Consider the following 21,118-nt stretch of genomic DNA (forward strand, 5'->3'; position numbering starts at 1 on the left):
TGCAAAAGTCTTTAAAACATAAAAAATGGTCGGAAATTTCTTCCGACCATGACTGCCATTCAATGGGGCTCTTTTTTGTTGCAAAGCTATCGTAGAAGCATCCTGTCCTGATAACTTTTCGGAGTTATCCCTTCCAATTGCTTAAATACCCTTGTGAAATAATTGGTGTCAGAGAATCCTGTCTGAAAAGCGGTTTCCTTGATGCTGGTCTGGCTGGCTAACAATTCTTTGGCTCTGGTGATTCTTTCCTGCAAAATAAAATCATTAGGGGAAGTTCCCAGCTCATCTTTGAACATTTTAAAGAAATTCGACTTGCTTACATAAGCCAGTTTGGCGATACTGTCAATAGACAATTTCTGGTGCAGGTTTCTTTTAATATAATCCACCACAAAACCTATCCTTGATTTATTCTTAACAATATTCTTTTCTACCATTCCTCTTGCCTGGGTCTGCATTAATCTGATCAGCAGTTCTTTTAATGCAAAATCTGCCATGATATCCTTTTGAGAGTTATCATCCATGGCAATTCTCATGATATTGTTGGTGGCAGAAGCAAGCGCTTTATTATTAAACAGAAAGTACTCATCCAGCTGAATATTCCATTGCGAAGTCTCATCCACTTTAGGAAGATGATAATTCAGATAATTGAGAGAATCCTCAATAAAATCAGGATTGAGACTTAAAGAAATACACTGTGTAGGCGTTTCATCCGCTTCAGGAAAATCAATGACCATTGTTTCTCCCGGTGCTACCAGAATACTTTCCCCCGGATAGTAATCAAAATAACTGGTCTTCTTATCCAGTTTCATATGTTTTTTACCTCTCAGCATCGCTGTAAATGCAATGTTCTCGAAATGAAGCTTTACATCAAAAGCTGCTTTATGAGTCTCATAAATGCTGAATTCACAATTGTTTAGATTGAATTTCGTCTGGTTTTCAACAAGACTCAATAGTTGGTTTTCCTTACGTAATTCAGGAGTATTTAATAAAATCTTACTATTGTTATTCATTTCTAAATTTTTTTGAAAAAGGGGTAAATCAAATATAGAAAATTTGAGAGTACATTGCTGTTAATAAAATACTAAAATTAACCTCCTGCACTATTTTACACCTTTTTTATACGATTGTGCTATATTCTTTTGGGCTTCCCAGTGTAATTTGGCAGTATCGAAAAATAAAAACAACACTAATATGAGCACTATTACAGAACCAAGATCAACCACACTTTTACAGCGTCCCGAGTTTAAAAGCAGATATGATAATTATATTGATGGAAAATTCACTCCACCTGTTAAAGGACAATATTTTGACGTCGTTTCCCCGGTTGATGGAAAAAAATTTACTCAGGTAGCACACTCGTCCAAAGAAGATTTGGAGTTAGCGGTAGACGCAGCTGAAAAAGCATTTCAGACATGGAAGAATACTTCCCCCACAGAAAGAAGTATTATCCTGAATAAGATTGCAGACAAAATAGAACAGAATTTAGAATACCTTGCTACAGTAGAAACAATAGATAACGGAAAAGCCGTGAGAGAAACGCTGGCAGCAGATATGCCTTTAGCGATTGATCATTTCAGATACTTCGCCTCAGTGATCCGTGCTGATGAAGGATCGCATAACGAATTAGATAAAGATACTGTTTCCTTAATCGTTCACGAACCTCTTGGAGTCATTGCACAGATCATTCCATGGAACTTCCCGATCCTGATGGCAGTCTGGAAACTGGCTCCCGCATTGGCAGCAGGAAACTGTGTTGTACTAAAACCGGCAGAAAGCACTCCTGTTTCCATTATGGTTTTAATGGAATTGATTGGTGACCTTTTACCGGCAGGAGTTATTAATATTGTTAACGGATTCGGGGCAGAGCTGGGCAGAGCTTTGGTAACCAATCCGAAAGTAGCAAAAGCAGCATTTACAGGTTCTACCGCTACAGGAAGGCTGGTAATGCAATACGCTACAGAAAATATTATTCCGGTAACATTGGAACTGGGAGGAAAATCCCCTAACGTTTTCTTCAATTCTGTAATGGACGCAGATGATGAATTCTTAGACAAAGCAATTGAAGGGGCGGTTCTTTTTGCCCTTAATCAGGGAGAAATCTGTACATGTCCTTCAAGGCTTCTTGTTCAGGAAGATATTGCAGATGCCTTCATTGAAAGAGTCATCGAAAGGGTAAAAGCCATTAAAGTTGGAAATCCACTGGATAAAACCGTGATGATGGGAGCACAGGCTTCACAGATTCAGAAGGACAAAATCCTTTCTTACATTCAGTTGGGAATAGAAGAAGGAGCAGAAGTGCTTGTAGGAGGAGCAGTAAACCACTTGGGAGAAGATCTTGAAGGCGGATACTACATTCAGCCTACGATTTTCAAAGGAAACAACAGAATGAGAATTTTCCAGGAAGAAATTTTCGGACCGGTGCTGGCATTTACTACTTTCAAAGATGAAGAAGAAGCAGTGAAAATTGCCAATGATACCATCTACGGTCTTGGAGCAGGAGTATGGACCAGAGATGCCCACCAGCTGTACAATATCCCACGTCAGATTGAAGCAGGAAGAGTATGGGTGAACCAATATCACTCGTATCCGGCCGGAGCACCTTTCGGAGGATACAAACAATCAGGAATCGGAAGAGAAAATCATAAAATGATGCTGGACCATTACCGTCAAACCAAAAACATGCTGATTTCTTATAACAAGAATAAGCTAGGTTTCTTTTAATATTATTTAGGACGTGCCCGATTGCCTTGGCTTTATCCAGGGCAAACCGGTCGGGCTATCCAGGGCTGCACTTCGTTTCGGTGCTTCATTACATTGCGCACCGGCTCGTTCCTCGCCGCCCTTCCTATCCCTCACGCAAAGAACTTATCTGTTCAGAAATGAAGATAAAAAACTAATCAATCAAAATAACTCAATCCAAAAAATAAAATATGATTCCAAAAACAATGAAAGCGGCAGTAGTTCAGGGCTACGGTCAACCCTTGAAAATAGAAGAAGTACCTGTAAGAGAACCCGGAAGATATGAAGTGCTTGTCAAGGTTATCGCCTGCGGAGTTTGCCACACAGATTTACATGCGGTAGATGGTGACTGGCCTGCAAAGCCCAAAATGCCTCTTATCCCCGGACATGAAGGAGTTGGTATCGTAGTAGCCTGCGGACCGGAAGCTTTTGTGAAAGAAGGAGATGCTGTAGGTGTTCCATGGCTGTACAGTGCTTGCGGATGCTGTGATTATTGTATTACAGGGTGGGAAACCCTTTGTGAAGCACAGAAAAATGGCGGTTACAGTGTCGATGGTGGATTTGCAGAATACGTCATTGCAGACTCAAGATATGTGGGACATTTGAAATCTGATGTTAACTTTTTGGAAATTGCCCCTATTTTATGTGCCGGAGTCACAGTTTACAAAGGATTGAAAGAAACAGAAACAAAACCCGGAGAATGGGTAGCCATTTCAGGAATCGGAGGACTGGGGCATGTAGCCGTTCAGTATGCCAAAGCAATGGGAATGCACGTAGCCGCTATTGATGTAGCAGACGATAAGCTTGAGCTTGCAAAAAAATTAGGAGCAGACCTTGTAGTCAATGCAAAAAACACAGATCCCGGAGAATATTTGCATAAAGAAGTCGGTGGAATGCACGGTGCCTTAATTACTGCAGTTTCACCTATTGCTTTCAAGCAGGGAATCGATGTGTTGAGAAGAAAAGGAACAATTGCTCTCAATGGCCTTCCTCCCGGTTCTTTTGAACTTCCGATTTTCGAAACGGTTTTAAAAAGAATTACCGTAAGAGGTTCTATTGTAGGAACCAGAAAAGATTTGCAGGAAGCATTGGATTTTGCCAATGAAGGATTGGTAAAAGCTACAGTTACTGCCGCAAAGCTGGAAGACATCAATGATGTTTTTGATAAAATGAAAAAAGGTCAAATTGACGGCAGAATCGTTTTGGATATTGCCGGCTCAAATTAATTGAATGAAATGTTGTGAATCCCGGTTAGATTTATTTTACCGGGATTTTTTATCCATATAAGGTGTGCTGTAAGCTAAAATAAAAACAATGGAAACAAAAATATCAAGACTTTCCGCAACGGAACAAGCTCTTGAAGTAATTAACAGGCTGGAAGAACAATATGGTCCGTTGATGTTTTATCAGGCAGGAGGATGCTGTGAAGGGACTCAGCCGCAATGCTTTGAAAAAGGAGGATTCTTTCCCAGAATGAACGATGCCATGATCGGTACTATCAATGGACATGAGTTCTGGATAGACCGCGACCTTTTTGAATACTGGAAATATTCCCATTTTACACTCGACGTTACGGATGGTTTCGGACCGGGAGGTTTCTCGCTGGAAACTCCTTTGGGAAAGACATTTAAGGTTCATTACAGACTTTTCACTCCGGAAGAATATGAAAATCTGGAACCGGTAAAACGCAGTGAATAGTGGGATGTAACAAAAAACAAGTCAGACTTTTACAAACCGGTTGACAAACATCGCTGCAACGATATCTCCCACAGCATTCAGAACGGTAGCTAAAGGATCTACCAAAGTCCCGATAATCATTACAGCAGGAATCGCTTCCTGAGGGAGTTTATAAACTGAAATCATCAGCATCTCACCAATATATCCGCCGTTAGGAATTCCACCCGCTACAATACTCACAAAAACAGTAATTCCTAATGCCAGAAGAAGGTTGGCAGGATCAAAGAAATCTCTTCCAATAATTAAAAATGCCACATAAATCTTGATAATTGAAGACATCGAAGATCCGTTTTTATGCAAAGTAGTCCCGATAGGAATCACCAGATTGGCAATAGAATTCGGAATCCCGATTTTGGAAGCGGCTTGTAAATTAGCAGGCATTGTTGCAAAACTGCTGCATGTACTTATGGCTGTTAAAGTTGGGTAAATGGCATTCGTCCAGAAACTTTTGACTCCTTTTTGCCCATTCGTCATAAAAGCATAGATAGAAAAGAAGACAAGAAAATAAATAACTCCTGCAATATAATAAAGACCCAGTGGTTTTGCATAAAATCCAAAAAGCTGAGGTCCTAAAGTGGCTACCTGATAGGCAAAGTAAGCACCCAAACCAATAGGAGCCAGTTTCATGACCAGTAAAAGAAGTTCTTTCATCACTTCATATCCTGAAGCAATAAACACTCTGAAAGGCTGCCCTTTTTCCCCCGTTTTTCTGGCTGCAAACCCTGTAAGAAAAGCAAATACCAGAAGAGCCAGCATATTCCTTCTTGAGAAAAGCTCTGTGAATTCTCCCACAGTAAAGAAACTTACAATTCTGTTACCCCATGTATCCTCATTGGCCGCTTCTGTAATTATCTCAGAACTTCCTGAAACACCCGAGACCGGGAAAAGATATACTGCACAAATGGTAAAAATAGCAGCAGTAAGAATAAAGAATAAAAAAGTAAAGGCCATTACAAGAATGATTCTTCCGAATTTAGACTGTTGCTCCAAAGAAGCAATAGAATTGGAAACGGCAAAAAATACCAATGGAACTACACTCACAAAAAGAAGATTAAGAAAAATGTCTCCCAAAGGTTTAATGTATTCCACAAAACCGGGAGCAACAATTCCAATGATGCTTCCAATAGTGATTCCTAAAAGTAAAAATATGATTCCGGAGTAGTTTTTCAATACATCTTTCATGTATGGCTTTTTATCAAAGATAGGTTTATTTTTAACATTCTGTTATACAATTTTCAGACCTAAAATTCATAAATTTGAGTAAACTACATTTCTATGGCTTATATAGATTACTATAAAATTTTAGGCGTAGATAAAAACGCAACACAGGATGATATCAAAAAAGCCTACCGAAAACAGGCTAGAAAACATCATCCCGATCTCAACCCCGGAGACAAAGAAGCAGAAAAGAAATTCAAAGAACTGAATGAAGCGAATGAAGTGCTGAGTAATCCGGAAAACAGATCAAAATATGACAAGTACGGAGAACACTGGAAGCACGGCGAAGAATACGAAAAAGCCCAGCAGCAAAGACAGTATCAACAGCAAAGTTATAACGGAGGATATTCCGGTGCAGATTTTGGTGGAGGTGAAGATTTCTCAGATTTCTTCCAGGATATGTTTGGCGGTGCAGGCGGTGGATTTGGCAGAAGTTCAAGAGGAAGAGCCTCCGGTAAATTCAAAGGACAGGATATCACTGCCGAATTGAATCTCAATTTAAGAGACGCCGCAACCACGCATCCGCAAACTTTTGAAATCAATGGAAAGAAAGTAAGAATCACCATTCCTGCAGGAGTGTATGACGGACAGCAGATTAAATTAAAAGGACATGGAAATCCCGGAGTAAACGGAGGGCCAAACGGAGATTTATATATCACCTTCAATATCCCTGCTGATCCGGATTTTGAAAGAATAGGTGATGACCTGAAAACCAAAGTAACCATTGATCTGTACACAGCCGTTTTAGGTGGCGAAGTAAAAGTACATACGCTGAATGGAAGTGTAAACCTTAAAGTAAAACCGGAAACCCAAACCGGAATGACAGTAAGGCTTAAAGGAAAAGGTTTCCCTGTCTATAAAAAAGAAGGAGAACACGGCGATCTTTTTGTAACTTATGAAGTAAAACTGCCAACCAACCTTACCGAGAAGCAGAAAGAACTTTTTGAACAACTAAAAAATTCCTAAGCTATGAGTGAAAGAATATCACGGGAAGAACTCGTAAAAATCTATAATATAGAAATCACTTTTTTTGATGAGCTTGTAGATTATGGTTTGCTGAATATTCAGATTGAAAACAATATTCACTATCTGATGTATGAAGACTTGCCCAATCTGGAAAAATTTGCCAACTGGCATTATGATCTTGAAATAAATCTGCCTGGTCTTGAAGTGATTCATAATATGCTGAAAAAACTGGATGCTCTGAACCGAAGAAACAGAGAACTGATGAATAAACTTTCTGCCATAAGTGATCAATATGAAGATATTTAGTTTAGTTTTGTAGCTTTTTAAAGCCAACTCTATAATTATGAATGAAGAAAAGGTGATTACACTAAAACCGGACAGGAAAATTTTTGAAGATATTTATTTTAGCGGTAATCAGGGAAGTCTGCTTTTTTCACCCACTACAAAAGGTAAAACTATTGCCACCATTGCAGCAGCGGTAATTGTTTTCGTTGTTTTTCTTTTCAAAGATCTTTTAAGTAAAGAAAGTGTGGGGATCTTATACTTTTTAAGCTTTATATTTTTGCTTTGTGCTGTTTTTTTATCTGTAAGCGTTAATAAAGTTTCAAGATGGAAAAAGCAGGTGAATCATTATCTGAGCACGCTTGAAAGATGTAAAGTATACGAAATAAGATTTGATAATAACTTTTTCACAGTGAATATTGATGGCGAAAAAGAAACCAGCGAGTGGAAAGATTTTGAATTCTTTGACAGTACTCATGAATTTATTTCTCTTGAAGGAAAATACAGTTATATGTTTCCCAGAAAATCAATGAGCGAGAAAGAATATAGTTTTCTCAAGAATACATTGAAAGAGAAAGTGAAAATCGATCAATAAAAAAACGGAGCAAAATAATTTTGCTCCGTTTTTTTATTATGTACAAGTTAGCTTATTTGCCTTCTTCCAGCCATCCCATTTCCTTCATCCACTCATCATTGTAGATTTTTCCTACATATCTTGAACCATGGTCGTGAAGTAAAACAACAATGACATCATCTTTCGTGAACTGATCTTTCATCTGAATTAAAGAGGCAATAGCGCTTCCTGCAGAATATCCGCAGAAAATACCTTCTTCTTTAGCCAGTTTTCTGGCATAGACAGCTCCATCTTTATCGGTTACTTTTTCAAAGTGATCAATCACAGACATATCATAGTTTTCAGGAATGATATCTTCCCCGATTCCTTCTGTGATATAAGTGTAAGCATGGTCGTAATGAAGTTCACCTGTTTCGTGGAATTCCTTCAGAATAGAACCATAAGTATCCACTCCGATTACTTTGATGTCTGAATTTTTTTCTTTGAAAAATGTTCCACATCCCGTAATTGTACCTCCTGTTCCGGCTCCTGCCACAAAATGAGTCAGCTTTCCTTCGGTTTGTTCCCAGATTTCCGGAGCGGTAGACTCATAATGAGCTGCTCTGTTGGATAAGTTGTCGTATTGGTTCACATACCATCCGTTTTCTGTTTCTTTTGCCAGTCTTTTGGAAACTGAATAATAAGAACGTGGATCAGTAGGTTTTACGTCAGTAGGACAAACAATTACTTCTGCCCCTACAGCACGAAGAATATCACATTTTTCTTTAGACTGTTTTGAATTGGTCACAAAGATACATTTGTACCCTTTGATGATGGCAGCCAGTGCCAGTCCCATTCCTGTATTTCCGGAAGTTCCTTCGATAATAGTTCCTCCAGGTTTTAGTCTGCCGTCTTTTTCAGCATCTTCTATCATTTTAAGAGCCATTCTGTCCTTTACTGAGTTTCCGGGATTGAAGGTCTCTACTTTTGCTAATACTAATGCCGGAAAATCTTCACCTAATACTTTGTTAAGCTTTACCAGCGGTGTGTTACCTATCGTTTCAAGGATATTTTTTGCGTATTTCATAAATGTTTTATAAGCGGCGCAAAGATAAGGCTTTTAAAATTATCTGCGCTGTGGATAACATGTGGATAAGTTGTGGATAACACTGAAATCAATTGAAATACAACCAATAACTTTCAATTATCAATTATCAATTATCAATTATCAATTATAATGTTAGTTGTACTTAATTGCTTTCACCGGAGAAATCTTACTGATCAGGTAGCTCGGAATAATCAAAGCCAATCCAGAGATGATAAGAATTCCTACTGAGATGGAGATAATGGCAATCGGATTAAGATCTACCGGAACTGTACTTACATAGTAATTTTCAGGATTAAGTTTAATGATTCCAAAGAATTTCTGGATTAAAATCAATCCCAATCCTATGGCATTTCCATACAAAAGTCCCGGAATCATAATAATCAGGGTATAATTGATGAAAGTTGCCCTTATCTGTGAATTGCTTGCTCCCAATGTTTTAAGAAGACCAATAGAATTGGTTCTTTCAATAATAAGGATCAGAAGAACCATAATGATATTGATAACCACTACAATCAGCATGATGATGATGATTAAAGCAATATTGGTATCAAAAATACTGATCCAGTCTGTAATCTGCGGGAATTTTTCAGTCGCTTTTTCTGCATAGTTTTTATAACCGATCAGTTTTTCAATATCAGGAAAATCTTTGTCGATATCATTCACGTTTTTCAGGAAAATATCAATTCCACCAATTTCATCAGGTTTCATATCCTGAATTTTTCTGGCATGGTTAATTCCTCCTATGACAAATTGTTCGTCAATGAGCTTGATATCAGTTCTGTAAATACCGATCACTCTGAATTTACGGTAAAGCGGTTTCTGATCAGCTTTTAAAAATACGGTTACAATGCTGTCATTCAATTTAAGATGCAGGTCGTTGGCTACTTTCTGCGAAATGGCTACATCACTATTGAATCCTTTTTCCGTTACCTTCGGAGTTGTTCCGGCTATAAGGAATTTTTTAAATCTTAAACTGTCAAAATCTTTACCTATTCCCTTAAATATAATTCCGGCAAAATTATGCTCATTACGCATAATTCCGGTAACTGTAACATATTTTTGAGTGCTTTCCACATCGGGAAGCTCTTTTATTTTGGCAATATTCAGTCCCTGATTATCCAGTACAGAAGTATTGTATGAAGAATTCGAACGGGTGGATCTTACGGTAATATGTCCGCTGAAATCAGCCAGTCTCTCTTTGATCGCTTTTTTGGAACCAAAACCGGTGGCTACGGTAATTAAGGAAACAATTAATCCTAACGCTACGGAAAGCCTGCCAATGAAGATGATAACCCTTGAAAGGTTATTTTTGTTATCTTTGGAAAATGCTATTTTTCTGGAGAAATATAAAGGAAACTTCAAGCTTATGAATTTAGATTTCAAAATTAAAAATTTACTTCTGATTTGCCTAATTTTTTTAGGAGTATTCAATCAATATTATTCTCAGACTCAAGTTCAACCGGATTTTAAAACGGGTGCCGACCAGCCTGAAATCTACCTGCCGCTTTTAAAAAATAAAACGATAGGAGTGGTGACCAACCAGACAGGTTTAATGAGTGATAAAACCCATCTGGTTGATTTTCTGGTAAAAAACGGGATTAAAATCAAGTCTATTTTTGCTCCGGAACATGGTTTCAGAGGAGATGCTGATGCAGGTGCAAAAGTGAAAAACGGAGTAGATGTTAAAACAGGAATTCCTATTGTTTCTCTATATGGAAACAATAAAAAGCCAAAACCGGAGCAACTTTCAGGAATTGACATCGTTGTTTTTGATATTCAGGATGTCGGGGTGAGGTTCTACACTTATATTTCCACTTTGTCTTACCTGATGGAAGCAGGTGCTGAAAATAATGTGGAGATCATGGTTTTGGATCGTCCTAATCCCCATGACGGATATACTGACGGACCTGTATTGAGAAAAAAATGGACCAGTTTTGTTGGACTACACGAAGTTCCTGTAGTATATGGGCTGACAATAGGAGAGTACGGAAAGATGGTTAATGGTGAAAAATGGCTGAAAAATGGAGTTCAGGCTAAATACACACTTATTCCGATGAAAAATTATCATAAAAAGCAGCGTTACCCGATACTTGATAAACCTTCTCCTAATTTACCCAATGATAAAGCGATTAATTTATATCCAAGCCTTTGTTTTTTTGAAGGCACTCAGGTTTCTGTAGGAAGAGGAACGGATCTTCCTTTCCAGATTTATGGGTCTCCATGGACGGAAAACCTGCCATATCAGTTTACTCCAAAGCCAAGCTATGGGGCTAAAGATCCCTTTCTGAACGGCAAGCTTTGTTATGGTGAAAACCTTTCCAATTACCCTAAAGATCTACGAGAATTGAATCTTGAGTGGGTGATTAAAGCGTATCAGAATTATAAAAACCCTCAGCAGGATTTCTTTCTGAAAAATCTGTGGTTTGATACCTTATCCGGAACTGATGAATTGAGAAAACAGATCATCGCAGGAAAATCAATTCAGGAAATTAAAGCTTCATGGAAAAAAGATCTGGAAAGTTTTGAAAAGATCAGAACCCGATATGTGATGTATGAAAATTAATTAATCAAAATTTTGGGGCGGATTTTTATCATTTCTGCCCTTATTTAATATAAAAAGTCCCACAGTCAGCCCGACAACTCCGGCAAAGGCAGTCATTAATGCCCTTTGTAATTTATCAGGAAGATCATTTCCGATATAATTCATTAAAAAAAGAATCACAAAAGTGATCACTGAAATGATAATATGATTTTTTCCGAATAGCTTCATTGTATTATTTTAATTTATAGGAAATCATGACACCTCCTCTGTACGGAATAATTTCACCACTTTTATTAAATTTCTCAGCAGAATCATAGCGTCTTCCCGTAGACTTGTCATATCCTTTATAAAATCCTTGTGAGGTTCCTACAGTGGCATACAGATCAAGATTCCATCGTTCAGACAATTGGAACTGATATCCTGCTGTAACACCCAACATTACAGAGAATCCTTTTTGATAGAGATTAGAATTTATAAGGATTTCTCCATTATCTTTTTGGCTGATTCCGTCATTCCAATAGTTCCATTTTGAGGCATTGTAAGCTGCAAAAGCTACGTTAGCACCTATATACCAATGTTTGAAAGCTTCAGTAAAGTAGTATCTTCCTTCTGCAGAGACTGAGTAAAACTGTAGTTTATGTCCTGCGAAAGACTTCCATGGTGAAATAAAAACATCTCCCTGAAGGGTATATTTCGGACTGATCTGTTTCTCTACTCCCACATTTAAGATTCCTATCGGAGCAAATAAAGCATTCCCTTTTATGTATAAACCGTTATCCTGTCCCCCTTGTTCCTGTTCCTGAGCACTCAACGTAGTTGTAGACAGGAAAGTTAAAATGCCTGCTGCTAATAATTTATATTTCATCTATATGTAATGTTTATTTTATTTGCTTTAATAATTCATCTGCCAGTTGAGAATCCTTATTGCTCTGAGCTGCCATATTTTTAGACATTTCAGCATAGTTTTTTGCCATTTCTTTGTTTCCTGTAAGGTGATAGAGTCTGGCAAGAATATAAGTGTTTTCTGAAGTTTCACTTCTCATAACCGATTTTTCTGCCCACTCGGTAGCTTTCTTTAAAGAAGATGGGGTTTTCACATGATCTGCGAAGATCCAGGCTGCTCTCAGGAGTTCATTCGGATCAAAGGCATCAGAATTTTTATAATAGTCTAAAGCCGCTTTTTCGTATTCAGGGAAATTACTGTTCTGTTCATAATAGCTGAGCTTCGTCTGATTCAGTTTTTTAACAGCGGCTTCTTTTCCTACCAATGGTTCGGCAGCTTTCATAAAATAGTCATCGTTGATTTTTTTATTTTTACCATCAATAGACTGTTCTACTATTTTTCCTAACTTCAGCTGGGCATCAAATTCATTGTAAGTTTCTTCAGGAAGATATTTAATAATCTCTGCTTTTCTGGATGCAAAGACATTGTAGTTGGTATCTTCCGATGATTTTACGAAATAAAGAAGAAAACCAATTTCATCTTTTGTAAGTTCTTCGGTTTTCTTTTTGTTCTGGAAGTATCTTTCAGAAGCTTTTTTAGCAAAGTCATAGTCTGAATTGGCGTTCAGCTTCATAATGTTGATCAGAAATTCCGGATCTTTTTCACCACCGGCAAAACGATCTTTCAGCGATCCTTTTTTATTTCCGGGTGAGTTGATGTCCTGGGCCATTGCCACAAACAGGCTTTCTTCCATGTACCCTGTATTTCTGGAAACAAGCTCTCCCTCCCCATTCAGAAAAAGATAAGTAGGATAGGAGCGTACACCGAATTTCGAAGCGATGTCTCTGCCTTCTCCTTTTTCCATGTCAAATCTTGCATTAATGAAGTTGGTGTTGTAATAATCACTTACTGCTTTCTGAGTGAAAACATTTTTCTCCATCATTTTACATGGGCCACACCAGGAAGCATATGCATCAATAAAAACCAATTTCTTTTCTTTCTTGGCTTTTGCAATAATATCTTTGTATGGAAGCTCCTGAAACTGGATGGATTCCTGAGCAGAGATTGCGATGGCACAAAAAATAGATATCCCGGAGATGATCTTCTTCATTTTCAAATAAGATTTGTAGGCGAAGATAATTAATTTTCAAAATATAGCATGCTGAATCTGTGGTCTGAATGACGATATTAACGAACTTTAAGACTTCAGCTTATCTGGGTTTTTGTTTTTTAATTTAAAAATATGAAAACACTCAAACGCTTTTATTATTGATTTATTTCCCATATACAGCATCTGGTTTTAAAAAATTGAAATCTAAATTTAATTCACTTTCCAGTCCTGAGATCTTTGTTATATCTTTGCAAACGAATAATTTATATGTTGAGGAACCTACAATTTAGAGAATTTGATTATTAATTTTAAGCACGCTTTATCCAAAAAGTCCATTTATATTACTGCTTTGTCTGCCTGCCTGATTGCCGTGGCAGCATTTGCTGTTCTGAGTCTTCTGATTACAGAAGACAGCCGTAAAAATACCGATGATTTTGCAAAGAAGACTTTTTTCCGGAAGTATGAATCAATAGAACATGAATTCAGAAATATTGAGGATTATCAGTATCTGCTTCGTGCACTGATTCAGAAAGACGGACTGAAGAATTACAAGGATTATTCTTTGGTTTTAAATGATTTAAATAAGAAAAGAAATCTGCTCCCTTACAGCTGGTATTATTATGAAAATAGTAATTCAGGAAAAGCAGATAGTAATAATCCTTTATCCGGTATTTTTAAGAACACAATGGATAAAGAACAATCTATTGTTCTGAAAAATAATGGTCCGGGACATTTCAAAGACCTTTTGCTTACTAAAAAAGACAGCATGTACTGGATAAGCTATGATTCTTTGGTGTTACCCGATAAAAATAAATTGTACTATGGTTCTACCGTGAGCCTGGATGATCTTCATCAATATTTTATTAACGTAGATAAAAGTTCCAATACTTACGCCTATGTCTTTACCAAAGAAGGAATTTGTATTACCCATCCTGAAAAAAAATATATCGGAAAAAATATCTTCGGTTTTACAGATATTAAACCGAATGACACATTAACCAGCAAAACTGAAGTGGGATATACTAAAGGGACAGCAGTTTCAGAATATCTTGGAGTTGAAGTAACCCGTTTCATAAAACCGTTGAAGACCGATAATTTTGATGGCTATACAGTGGTGAATCATGTGAATTTTATTATTGATGAGAATATCAGCAAAATAAAAGCTTATACCGTTTATATTTTTCTGGCAGCCCTGTTTCTTATTGTAACGGTATTTATATTGTTCCAGAGAGCCACCAGCCTGGCTTATCAGGAAAAAGAGAAAATACAGTCTGAGAAGAATTTACTGTTGATAGAGAATGAAAAGATGCACAAAGCAGAAGTGATCAACCAGCTTCAGCAGCTTAAAAATAATATCAATCCACATTTTCTTTTCAATTCATTGAACTCTCTTTATATGCTGATCGGGATTAACAAAGAAAACGCACAGAAGTTTACCATGAATCTTTCCAGGATTTACAGATATCTGATAGTGCCTCCAAAAGATAATATTGTTCCGGTTTCGCAGGAAATCAAATTTATACAGCAATATATGGAACTTCTGAAAAGCAGGTTTGATGAAGAATTGAAGTTTGAACTGATTATAAATGCGCCTGAAAGTCTGGAAAAAAGAATTCCCTATTTATCCCTTCAGATTGTCACTGAAAATGCAACCAAACACAATATTGCAACGATAGATCAGCCTCTGGAAATCATCATTACCGTTGATGAGGATGGGATCACGGTAAAGAACACCTGGCAGCCTAAAACAGAACCGGTGCAGGGAGAGAAATTCGGGATTGATTATTTGAATCAGGTTTATGGGTATTTTAAGAATAATCTTCTTAATATTTCTGTAGATGGTGAATATTTCATATGTTTTTTGCCATTATTGAAGTAAAAATAAAAATCCATTCACTCCCAAAATATCACCATTCACTCCCTAATATTATATATATGATTCACGTTACCTATAGCTTTGCTTACTGAAACTAAGATATTTACTATTTGGAATGAATCGGACTATTTTAATGAAGAATTACAGGCTGGCACTGTATCTCGGTCTTGCTATGGCTTCACCAATGGCAATAGCACAGAAAAAAGATAAAGATACGGTAAAGGTCAACAAAGAAAAAACGGATAAGACAGAGGCATCCTCGTCAAAAAAAACAAAAAAAATTGAAGACCTGATCAAAAAAGGAACTTATAAAAAGGGACTTTTTAATACCATTCAGGTAAAAACGGATATTTATTTTGAGATTCCTAACAGCTTAATGGGACGTCAGTTTTTGGTGGTGAACAAACTTTCTCAGGTACCCATGCAGGTTAATGAGGCAGGTTTGAACAAAGGAATGAACTATGAAAATAAGGTCATCTCTTTTCACCGCGATCCTGTAGCTAAAAAAGTATGGGTGAAAACGGTGGTTCCTAAAGTGTCATCCCCAAAGAATGATGCCATTACAAAATCTGTGAAAGACAATTTTTCAGAATCTGTAATTGAGGTCTTTGATATTGAGGCACAAAACAGTGATTCTACAGCTGTGGCAATTAAAGTGAACAAAGTTTTTGACGGAAACCAAAAGAGCTTTAATGACGTGTTGGCCAATGTAGGATTGGGAGGATCTGTGAAATCAAGCCTTTCTTATATAGAAGGCGTGAAGACATTTCCCAAGAACCTTGTAGTGAAGTCTCAATTGTCTACTTCTGTCAATGAAGGCGGAGTAGATCTTCCGGTAACATTAGGCGTTACTACCAATCTGGTTTTACTTTCCAAAATACCGATGAAACCAAGAGTAGCGGATTCAAGAGTAGGATTTTTCTCCGAAAAACACTGGTTATTTAATGACAATCAGCAGAAAATGGATGAAAAATTCTTCATTACCAAATGGAATCTTGAACCCAAAGATGAAGATAAAGAAAAATATTTAAGAGGAGAGCTGGTAGAGCCTAAGAAACCGATTGTTTATTATATCGATCCGGCAACTCCAAAACAATGGCGTGAGAAGATCATTGCCGGAGTACATGACTGGCAGGCGGCGTTTGAGCAGGCAGGATTCAAAAATGCAGTGATTGCGAAAATGCCGGATGAGAAAGATGAAGATTTTGATATTGATGATGTAAGATATTCTGTAATTACTTACGCCGCGTCGCCAAAGTCAAATGCAATGGGACCATCCGTAGTAGATCCGAGAAGTGGGGAGATTATCGAAGCAGATATCATCTGGTGGCATAATGTAATGACTTCTCTTCATGACTGGATGAGAATTCAAACCGGACCTATTGATCCTAAAGCAAGAGGAAATAAATTCAGTGATGAACACATGGGAGAAGCGATCCGTTTTGTTTCATCCCATGAAGTAGGACACACTTTCGGACTCAAGCACAACATGGGGGCATCCTTTGCATTTCCGGTAGAGTCGCTTCGTTCCAAAGAATTTACAGATAAAATGGGCGGTACAGCACCTTCCATTATGGATTATGCACGTTACAATTACGTAGCTCAGCCGGAAGATGGCGTGACAGCAATTACTCCGAAAATTGGTCTTTACGATAAATATGCCATAGACTGGGGTTACCGTTGGTATCCGGATGAATTTGCAGAGAAAAAAGCGCTGAAAAACTTAATTGAAAAACACGAGGATGACCCAATGTATTTCTATGGCGAGCAGCAAAGCTACCTTGAAACCATTGATCCGCGTTCGCAGTCTGAAGACTTAGGTGATGATGCGATGAAGGCCAGTGAGTACGGAATGAAAAACCTGAAAGTTGTCATCAATAATCTCTTAAAATGGACCTATGAAGATGGTAAAGAATACACCGATGCCGGAAAACTGTATCTGGGAGTGATCGGGCAGTGGGATCTGTATACAGGTCACGTGATGGCCAACGTAGGAGGAATTTATCTGAACAACACTGTTTTTGGTAACAAGAAGAAAGCTTACGAAGCAGTTCCTGCAGAAATTCAGCGAAGAGCAGTTGATTACCTTATTAAAAATGCAATTAACCTTCCGGAATGGTTATTCTTTAATCCGATTACAGAAAAAACCTATCCTGTTAAAAACTCGCCGATGGGACCATTCGAGCAGACACCATACACTATGGCAAGAGGAATGCAGTACGCAAATATTTATTCCCTATTGATGGATGACAGACTGTTGAGGTTGCTTGAAAATGAGTTAAAACATCAGGTTTCAGGATCAAAAGAAGAGATCTATACCGTTGAAAACTTATTTGAGCAGTTAAGAACAGCCATTTTCAGTAAAAAAGGAAGCCTTACGATGCTTGAGAAAATGACGCAGAAAAATTATGTGGATGCTTTGATTGTCTCTGTGAACAAATTATTTGAAAAAACAGCAGTAAAAGGATTGAAAGCAGATAACACGCTGAATATCCCGACCATCTGTAATTTTCATGAAGATGATCACGGTTTGAGGAATATCAATTATTCATCCATGAAAAGAGTATCCGAAGTGACAACTTACAAGAGAGCAGAACTTCAGAAGGTTCTGGATTTACTGAACAGAACAAGGTACAGAGGTGATGATGCTTCAAGAGCGCATTACACAGATTTAATCATTCGTATTCAAGAGGCTTTAAACAAATAAACGGCAATGAAAAAAACTCTAATACTTTTACCTCTTTTGGCTGCTAATATAGCAATGGCCCAGCAAAAGAAAACCATCACCGGGAAAATAGAAGATTCCAATACTTCACATATTATTACCGGTGCATCTATAAAAATTGAGACACAGTCCGTCTCTACAAAAACGGAATTAGAAGGAATTATTGAAAGTGTATCAGTAGGTACAGTAACCGATAAGGACGGAAAATTCATACTGGAAATCCCTGCCGATACAAAAACAGTCTTGGTAAGTTACCCGGGTTATGAATCCAGAGTGATTCAGTTGAATGAAGGACAGACCAACTATACCATCCGACTGACTTCTGAGGTTTCAGACAAAAATAAAATCCAGGAAGTCATTATCACCGGATATCAGAAAATTGAAAAACGTAAGCAGACCTCAGCGGTTTCTACCGTAAAAATGGACAACATCAGCCAGGCTGGTGTGGCCAGTGTAGACCAGATGCTAGCAGGACAGATTGCTGGTGTGGCAGTAACTCCTGAAACGGGTGCTCCGGGAAGCCCGGCGAAGATCAGAATCAGAGGTACAGCTTCTCTTTCCGGTCCTCAGGATCCGCTATGGGTAATTGACGGATTGCCGTTAGAAGGAAATGATGTTCCGAACTTTACGGACAAAGATAATATTGACCAGCTTCAGAACTTCTCTATCGCAGGTTTGAACCCTAACGATATTGAGGATATTACCATCCTTAAAGATGCAGCTGCAACAGCTATTTATGGAGCAAGAGCTGCAAACGGAGTGATCTCTATTACCACCAAAAAAGGAAAAAAAGGAAGTTTGAAACTGAACTTCTCAGCAGATACTTTTGTAACATCACGTCCTGATTTTGATAAACTGAACCTTTTAAATGCTTCTGAAAAAGTAGACTTAGAACTGATGCTTGCCAAGCGTGCAGATCTTACTTACCGTGCAGATAAAGGAGAAGTGATGAGAATTTTAACGCAGAACAACCAGCTTGATGCTTTCAGAAACGGAGGTTTTGATGCGTTGAACTCATTCACACGCCAACAAATTAACGGTTTAAGAAATAACAACACAGACTGGGGTAAACTGTTATACAGAAATGCCATCAACAAACAATATGGATTAAGTGTTTCCGGAGGAAGTGACCGTGCAGACTACTATTTCTCCCTAGGATACTATGATGAAGAAGGAACAACTATCGGGACAGGGTTTAAGCGTTATAACCTGACTTTAAAAAACAACTACAAATTAAGCGATAAGTTAAATGCAGGAATCTCTATTTTCGGAACGCAAAGTGAGCGCGAATCTTTTGTAACGGATGCTGATGCCTCAATCAACCCTGTGAATTATTCAAGAAATGCCAATCCTTACATGAAGCCTTTCAATGCAGATGGAAGCTACAATTATGATAGAGATATGGATGGTTTTGAAGACCGTTATATTCCTTTCAACTTCCTGGAAGAAAGAGAAAATACCAACTATTCACTGAAAAATAACTCTTTGAAAGCGATTTTAGATTTAGAATATAAAGCTTCAAAAAGTTTAAGATTTACTTCTCAGTTGGGACTTCAGTATGATGCTAATAAAACAGAGAAATTTGCAGCAGAGAATACCTACTTCACCAGAAAAATGAGAGAAAATACCCGTTACTACAAAGACGGTAAATACAATTACTTTCTACCGGCTGGTGCGGTAAAACAAAACTGGGATAATGATTTCTTCCAATACAACTGGAAACTGCAGGCAGCATACAGCACAAAGATCAATAAGCATGAAGTTGATTTGATGGCAGGTACAGAAATCCGTAAAACAGAAGATAACACAACTATCACGAGAGCTTTCGGATACGATCCTGCCACAAGAAGAGCCACAGCAATCGTTTTCCCGAATTCAAGTTTCGCAGCTGATAAAAGATATGAAACCTACCGTGAAGCAGCTCCTATAGAGAATGCCTATGCATCTATGTTTGCTACAGCTTCTTATACGTATGATCAGAAATATACATTCTTCGGAAGTGTGAGATATGACGGTACTAACCTGTTTGGAGTTAACAAAAAGTATAAATACCTTCCGATATGGGCCGTTTCAGGATCATGGCTGGTAACGAAGGAAGACTTTATGAAAAATATTTCTGCCATATCCAACCTTAGATTGAGAGCATCTTACGGTCTTCAGGGAAATATCGACAGAAACACCTCACCATTCTTTATCGGTGAATATAATGATGCCACCATTCTTCCGGGAGGAAAAGAATCCATCATCAATGTTATCAGCCCTCCGAACGATAAACTGAGATGGGAAAAAACAACCAATACCAATTTCGGTCTTGATTTAGGATTGTTCAATAACCGTGTAAGCCTTACCGCTGATGTCTACAGCAGAAAAGGTACGGATATGATCAGTATGAAAGAAACTCCTCTGGAAACAGGATTCGAATATACGATGATGAACTGGGGAAGCTTAACCAATAAAGGGTTTGAATTGGCCATATCTACCAGAAACATCAATCATGATAATTTCAAATGGACAACCACCATCAACTTTGCTCATAACAAGAGTAGAGTATTGAGCGAGCAGCCACGTGATAATGCATTGCTTCCATCAAGAGAAGGACTTCCGGTAAATGCTGTTTTTGCTTTGAAAACTGCAGGAATGGATGAACACGGAAATCCATTATTCTGGAAAGGCGATCAGAAGATTTCAGCAGCAGAATTCTTTAAGTTATATGATGTTTATGCAGATTTCTTACCAGGACAGCTTGTAGATACCAAGCTTTCGAATGCTGAGCTGAGAAGCCTGTTTACCTATGTGGGAGACAGAGACCCGAAATTTACCGGAGGTATTATCAACACCTTTAAGGTAAGTAATTTTGACCTTACCATCTCTGCAACATTCAACCTCAAGCAGACGGTAATGAGAACACCTTCTTACCGAGGTATGGAGCTGGACAGAGGAAGAAACTATACAAGAGACATCTACGAAGCAGGAGGTTCGCTTCCGGGAATTACAAGTCCTGATATGGAAGCTAACCCGGACGGATGGATGGCCAATAAATGGTTTACCGGAAACCGTTCCAATGCATACAGTTTACTGGATGTATGGGCAAAAGAAATCAGCTATATCAGAATCAGCAGTATCCGTTTGGGATATACACTTCCTAAAGAATTTACAAATCCAATGGGGATTTCGAGTCTGAGACTAAGTGTTGAAGGGCGTAACCTGTTTGTATTCAGTAACGGATATAAAGGATATTTTGATCCGGAAACGTATGGTAATATTTATGCACAGCCTATCACTAAATCAGTGACCGTAGGATTTAATGTTTCTTTTTAA

Annotated in this window: 17 protein-coding genes; 10 read left to right on the forward strand and 7 right to left on the reverse strand. The window is 38.0% G+C overall.

Going from position 1 to position 21,118, the window contains the following annotated elements; translation table 11 throughout:
- Window positions 1–86: 86 nt before the first annotated feature.
- Window positions 87–1,010, reverse strand: coding sequence for an AraC family transcriptional regulator (locus tag ACODR7_RS19165; protein ID WP_488841587.1), 924 nt, complete (start codon window positions 1,008–1,010; stop codon window positions 87–89).
- 181 nt (window positions 1,011–1,191) lie between these two features.
- Here ACODR7_RS19165 and ACODR7_RS19170 point away from each other — a divergent pair, with 181 nt between their 5' ends.
- The 3 genes from ACODR7_RS19170 (at window position 1,192) to ACODR7_RS19180 (ending at window position 4,437) form a co-directional block, all read left to right on the forward strand.
- On the forward strand, window positions 1,192–2,721 hold the full coding sequence (locus ACODR7_RS19170; protein ID WP_488841589.1) for an aldehyde dehydrogenase family protein: 1,530 nt from the start codon (window positions 1,192–1,194) through the stop codon (window positions 2,719–2,721).
- Between the two features lie 209 nt (window positions 2,722–2,930).
- Entirely contained in the window at window positions 2,931–3,965 is a 1,035-nt protein-coding gene (gene adhP, locus ACODR7_RS19175) for an alcohol dehydrogenase AdhP (protein ID WP_076596100.1), read from the forward strand.
- 88 nt (window positions 3,966–4,053) lie between these two features.
- A complete protein-coding gene (locus tag ACODR7_RS19180; RefSeq protein ID WP_488841591.1) occupies window positions 4,054–4,437 on the forward strand; it encodes a DUF779 domain-containing protein in 384 nt (127 codons plus the stop codon).
- A 21-nt stretch (window positions 4,438–4,458) separates the two neighbouring features.
- On the opposite strand, the gene ACODR7_RS19185 is transcribed toward ACODR7_RS19180, so the two are convergent.
- The gene (locus ACODR7_RS19185) at window positions 4,459–5,658 is read right to left on the reverse strand and encodes a dicarboxylate/amino acid:cation symporter (RefSeq protein ID WP_488841593.1); all 1,200 of its coding nucleotides are present in this window, start codon (window positions 5,656–5,658) and stop codon (window positions 4,459–4,461) included.
- 93 nt (window positions 5,659–5,751) lie between these two features.
- On the opposite strand from ACODR7_RS19185, the gene ACODR7_RS19190 reads away from it, so the two are divergent.
- Genes ACODR7_RS19190 through ACODR7_RS19200 form a run of 3 tightly spaced genes read left to right on the forward strand, consistent with a single transcriptional unit; the run spans window position 5,752 to window position 7,537 of the window.
- Entirely contained in the window at window positions 5,752–6,660 is a 909-nt protein-coding gene (locus ACODR7_RS19190) for a DnaJ C-terminal domain-containing protein (protein WP_488841595.1), read from the forward strand.
- 3 nt (window positions 6,661–6,663) lie between these two features.
- Complete coding sequence (locus tag ACODR7_RS19195) at window positions 6,664–6,966, forward strand: chaperone modulator CbpM (RefSeq protein ID WP_076596096.1); 303 nt, start codon at window positions 6,664–6,666, stop codon at window positions 6,964–6,966.
- A 37-nt stretch (window positions 6,967–7,003) separates the two neighbouring features.
- Entirely contained in the window at window positions 7,004–7,537 is a 534-nt protein-coding gene (locus ACODR7_RS19200) for a hypothetical protein (RefSeq protein WP_488841598.1), read from the forward strand.
- Window positions 7,538–7,589: 52 nt separating this feature from the next.
- Here the strand turns inward: ACODR7_RS19200 and ACODR7_RS19205 are convergent, their stop codons facing one another.
- Window positions 7,590–8,582, reverse strand: coding sequence for a PLP-dependent cysteine synthase family protein (locus ACODR7_RS19205; protein ID WP_488841600.1), 993 nt, complete (start codon window positions 8,580–8,582; stop codon window positions 7,590–7,592).
- A gap of 153 nt (window positions 8,583–8,735) precedes the next feature.
- Window positions 8,736–9,965 (reverse strand): ABC transporter permease, encoded by a 1,230-nt coding sequence (locus ACODR7_RS19210; protein ID WP_488841602.1) that lies wholly within the window; start codon window positions 9,963–9,965, stop codon window positions 8,736–8,738.
- Window positions 9,966–9,969: 4 nt separating this feature from the next.
- On the opposite strand from ACODR7_RS19210, the gene ACODR7_RS19215 reads away from it, so the two are divergent.
- A complete protein-coding gene (locus ACODR7_RS19215; protein ID WP_488841604.1) occupies window positions 9,970–11,166 on the forward strand; it encodes an exo-beta-N-acetylmuramidase NamZ family protein in 1,197 nt (398 codons plus the stop codon).
- Here the strand turns inward: ACODR7_RS19215 and ACODR7_RS19220 are convergent, their stop codons facing one another.
- The 3 genes from ACODR7_RS19220 to ACODR7_RS19230 are packed head-to-tail and all read right to left on the reverse strand — an operon-like array spanning window position 11,167 to window position 13,199.
- Window positions 11,167–11,373: a hypothetical protein gene (locus ACODR7_RS19220; RefSeq protein ID WP_076596092.1), complete on the reverse strand. Its 207-nt coding sequence runs from the start codon at window positions 11,371–11,373 to the stop codon at window positions 11,167–11,169.
- 4 nt (window positions 11,374–11,377) lie between these two features.
- Entirely contained in the window at window positions 11,378–12,010 is a 633-nt protein-coding gene (locus tag ACODR7_RS19225) for a DUF3575 domain-containing protein (RefSeq protein ID WP_488841606.1), read from the reverse strand.
- Window positions 12,011–12,023: 13 nt separating this feature from the next.
- Window positions 12,024–13,199, reverse strand: a complete 1,176-nt coding sequence (locus ACODR7_RS19230) for a thioredoxin family protein (RefSeq protein ID WP_488841608.1) — start codon at window positions 13,197–13,199, stop codon at window positions 12,024–12,026.
- 295 nt (window positions 13,200–13,494) lie between these two features.
- Here ACODR7_RS19230 and ACODR7_RS19235 point away from each other — a divergent pair, with 295 nt between their 5' ends.
- The 3 genes from ACODR7_RS19235 (at window position 13,495) to ACODR7_RS19245 (ending at window position 21,118) form a co-directional block, all read left to right on the forward strand.
- Window positions 13,495–15,078: a histidine kinase gene (locus tag ACODR7_RS19235; RefSeq protein ID WP_488841610.1), complete on the forward strand. Its 1,584-nt coding sequence runs from the start codon at window positions 13,495–13,497 to the stop codon at window positions 15,076–15,078.
- Window positions 15,079–15,208: 130 nt separating this feature from the next.
- Complete coding sequence (locus tag ACODR7_RS19240; RefSeq protein ID WP_488841612.1) at window positions 15,209–17,782, forward strand: zinc-dependent metalloprotease; 2,574 nt, start codon at window positions 15,209–15,211, stop codon at window positions 17,780–17,782.
- A gap of 6 nt (window positions 17,783–17,788) precedes the next feature.
- On the forward strand, window positions 17,789–21,118 hold the full coding sequence (locus tag ACODR7_RS19245; RefSeq protein ID WP_488841614.1) for a SusC/RagA family TonB-linked outer membrane protein: 3,330 nt from the start codon (window positions 17,789–17,791) through the stop codon (window positions 21,116–21,118).

Source organism: Chryseobacterium sp. FG46 (assembly GCF_057809135.1).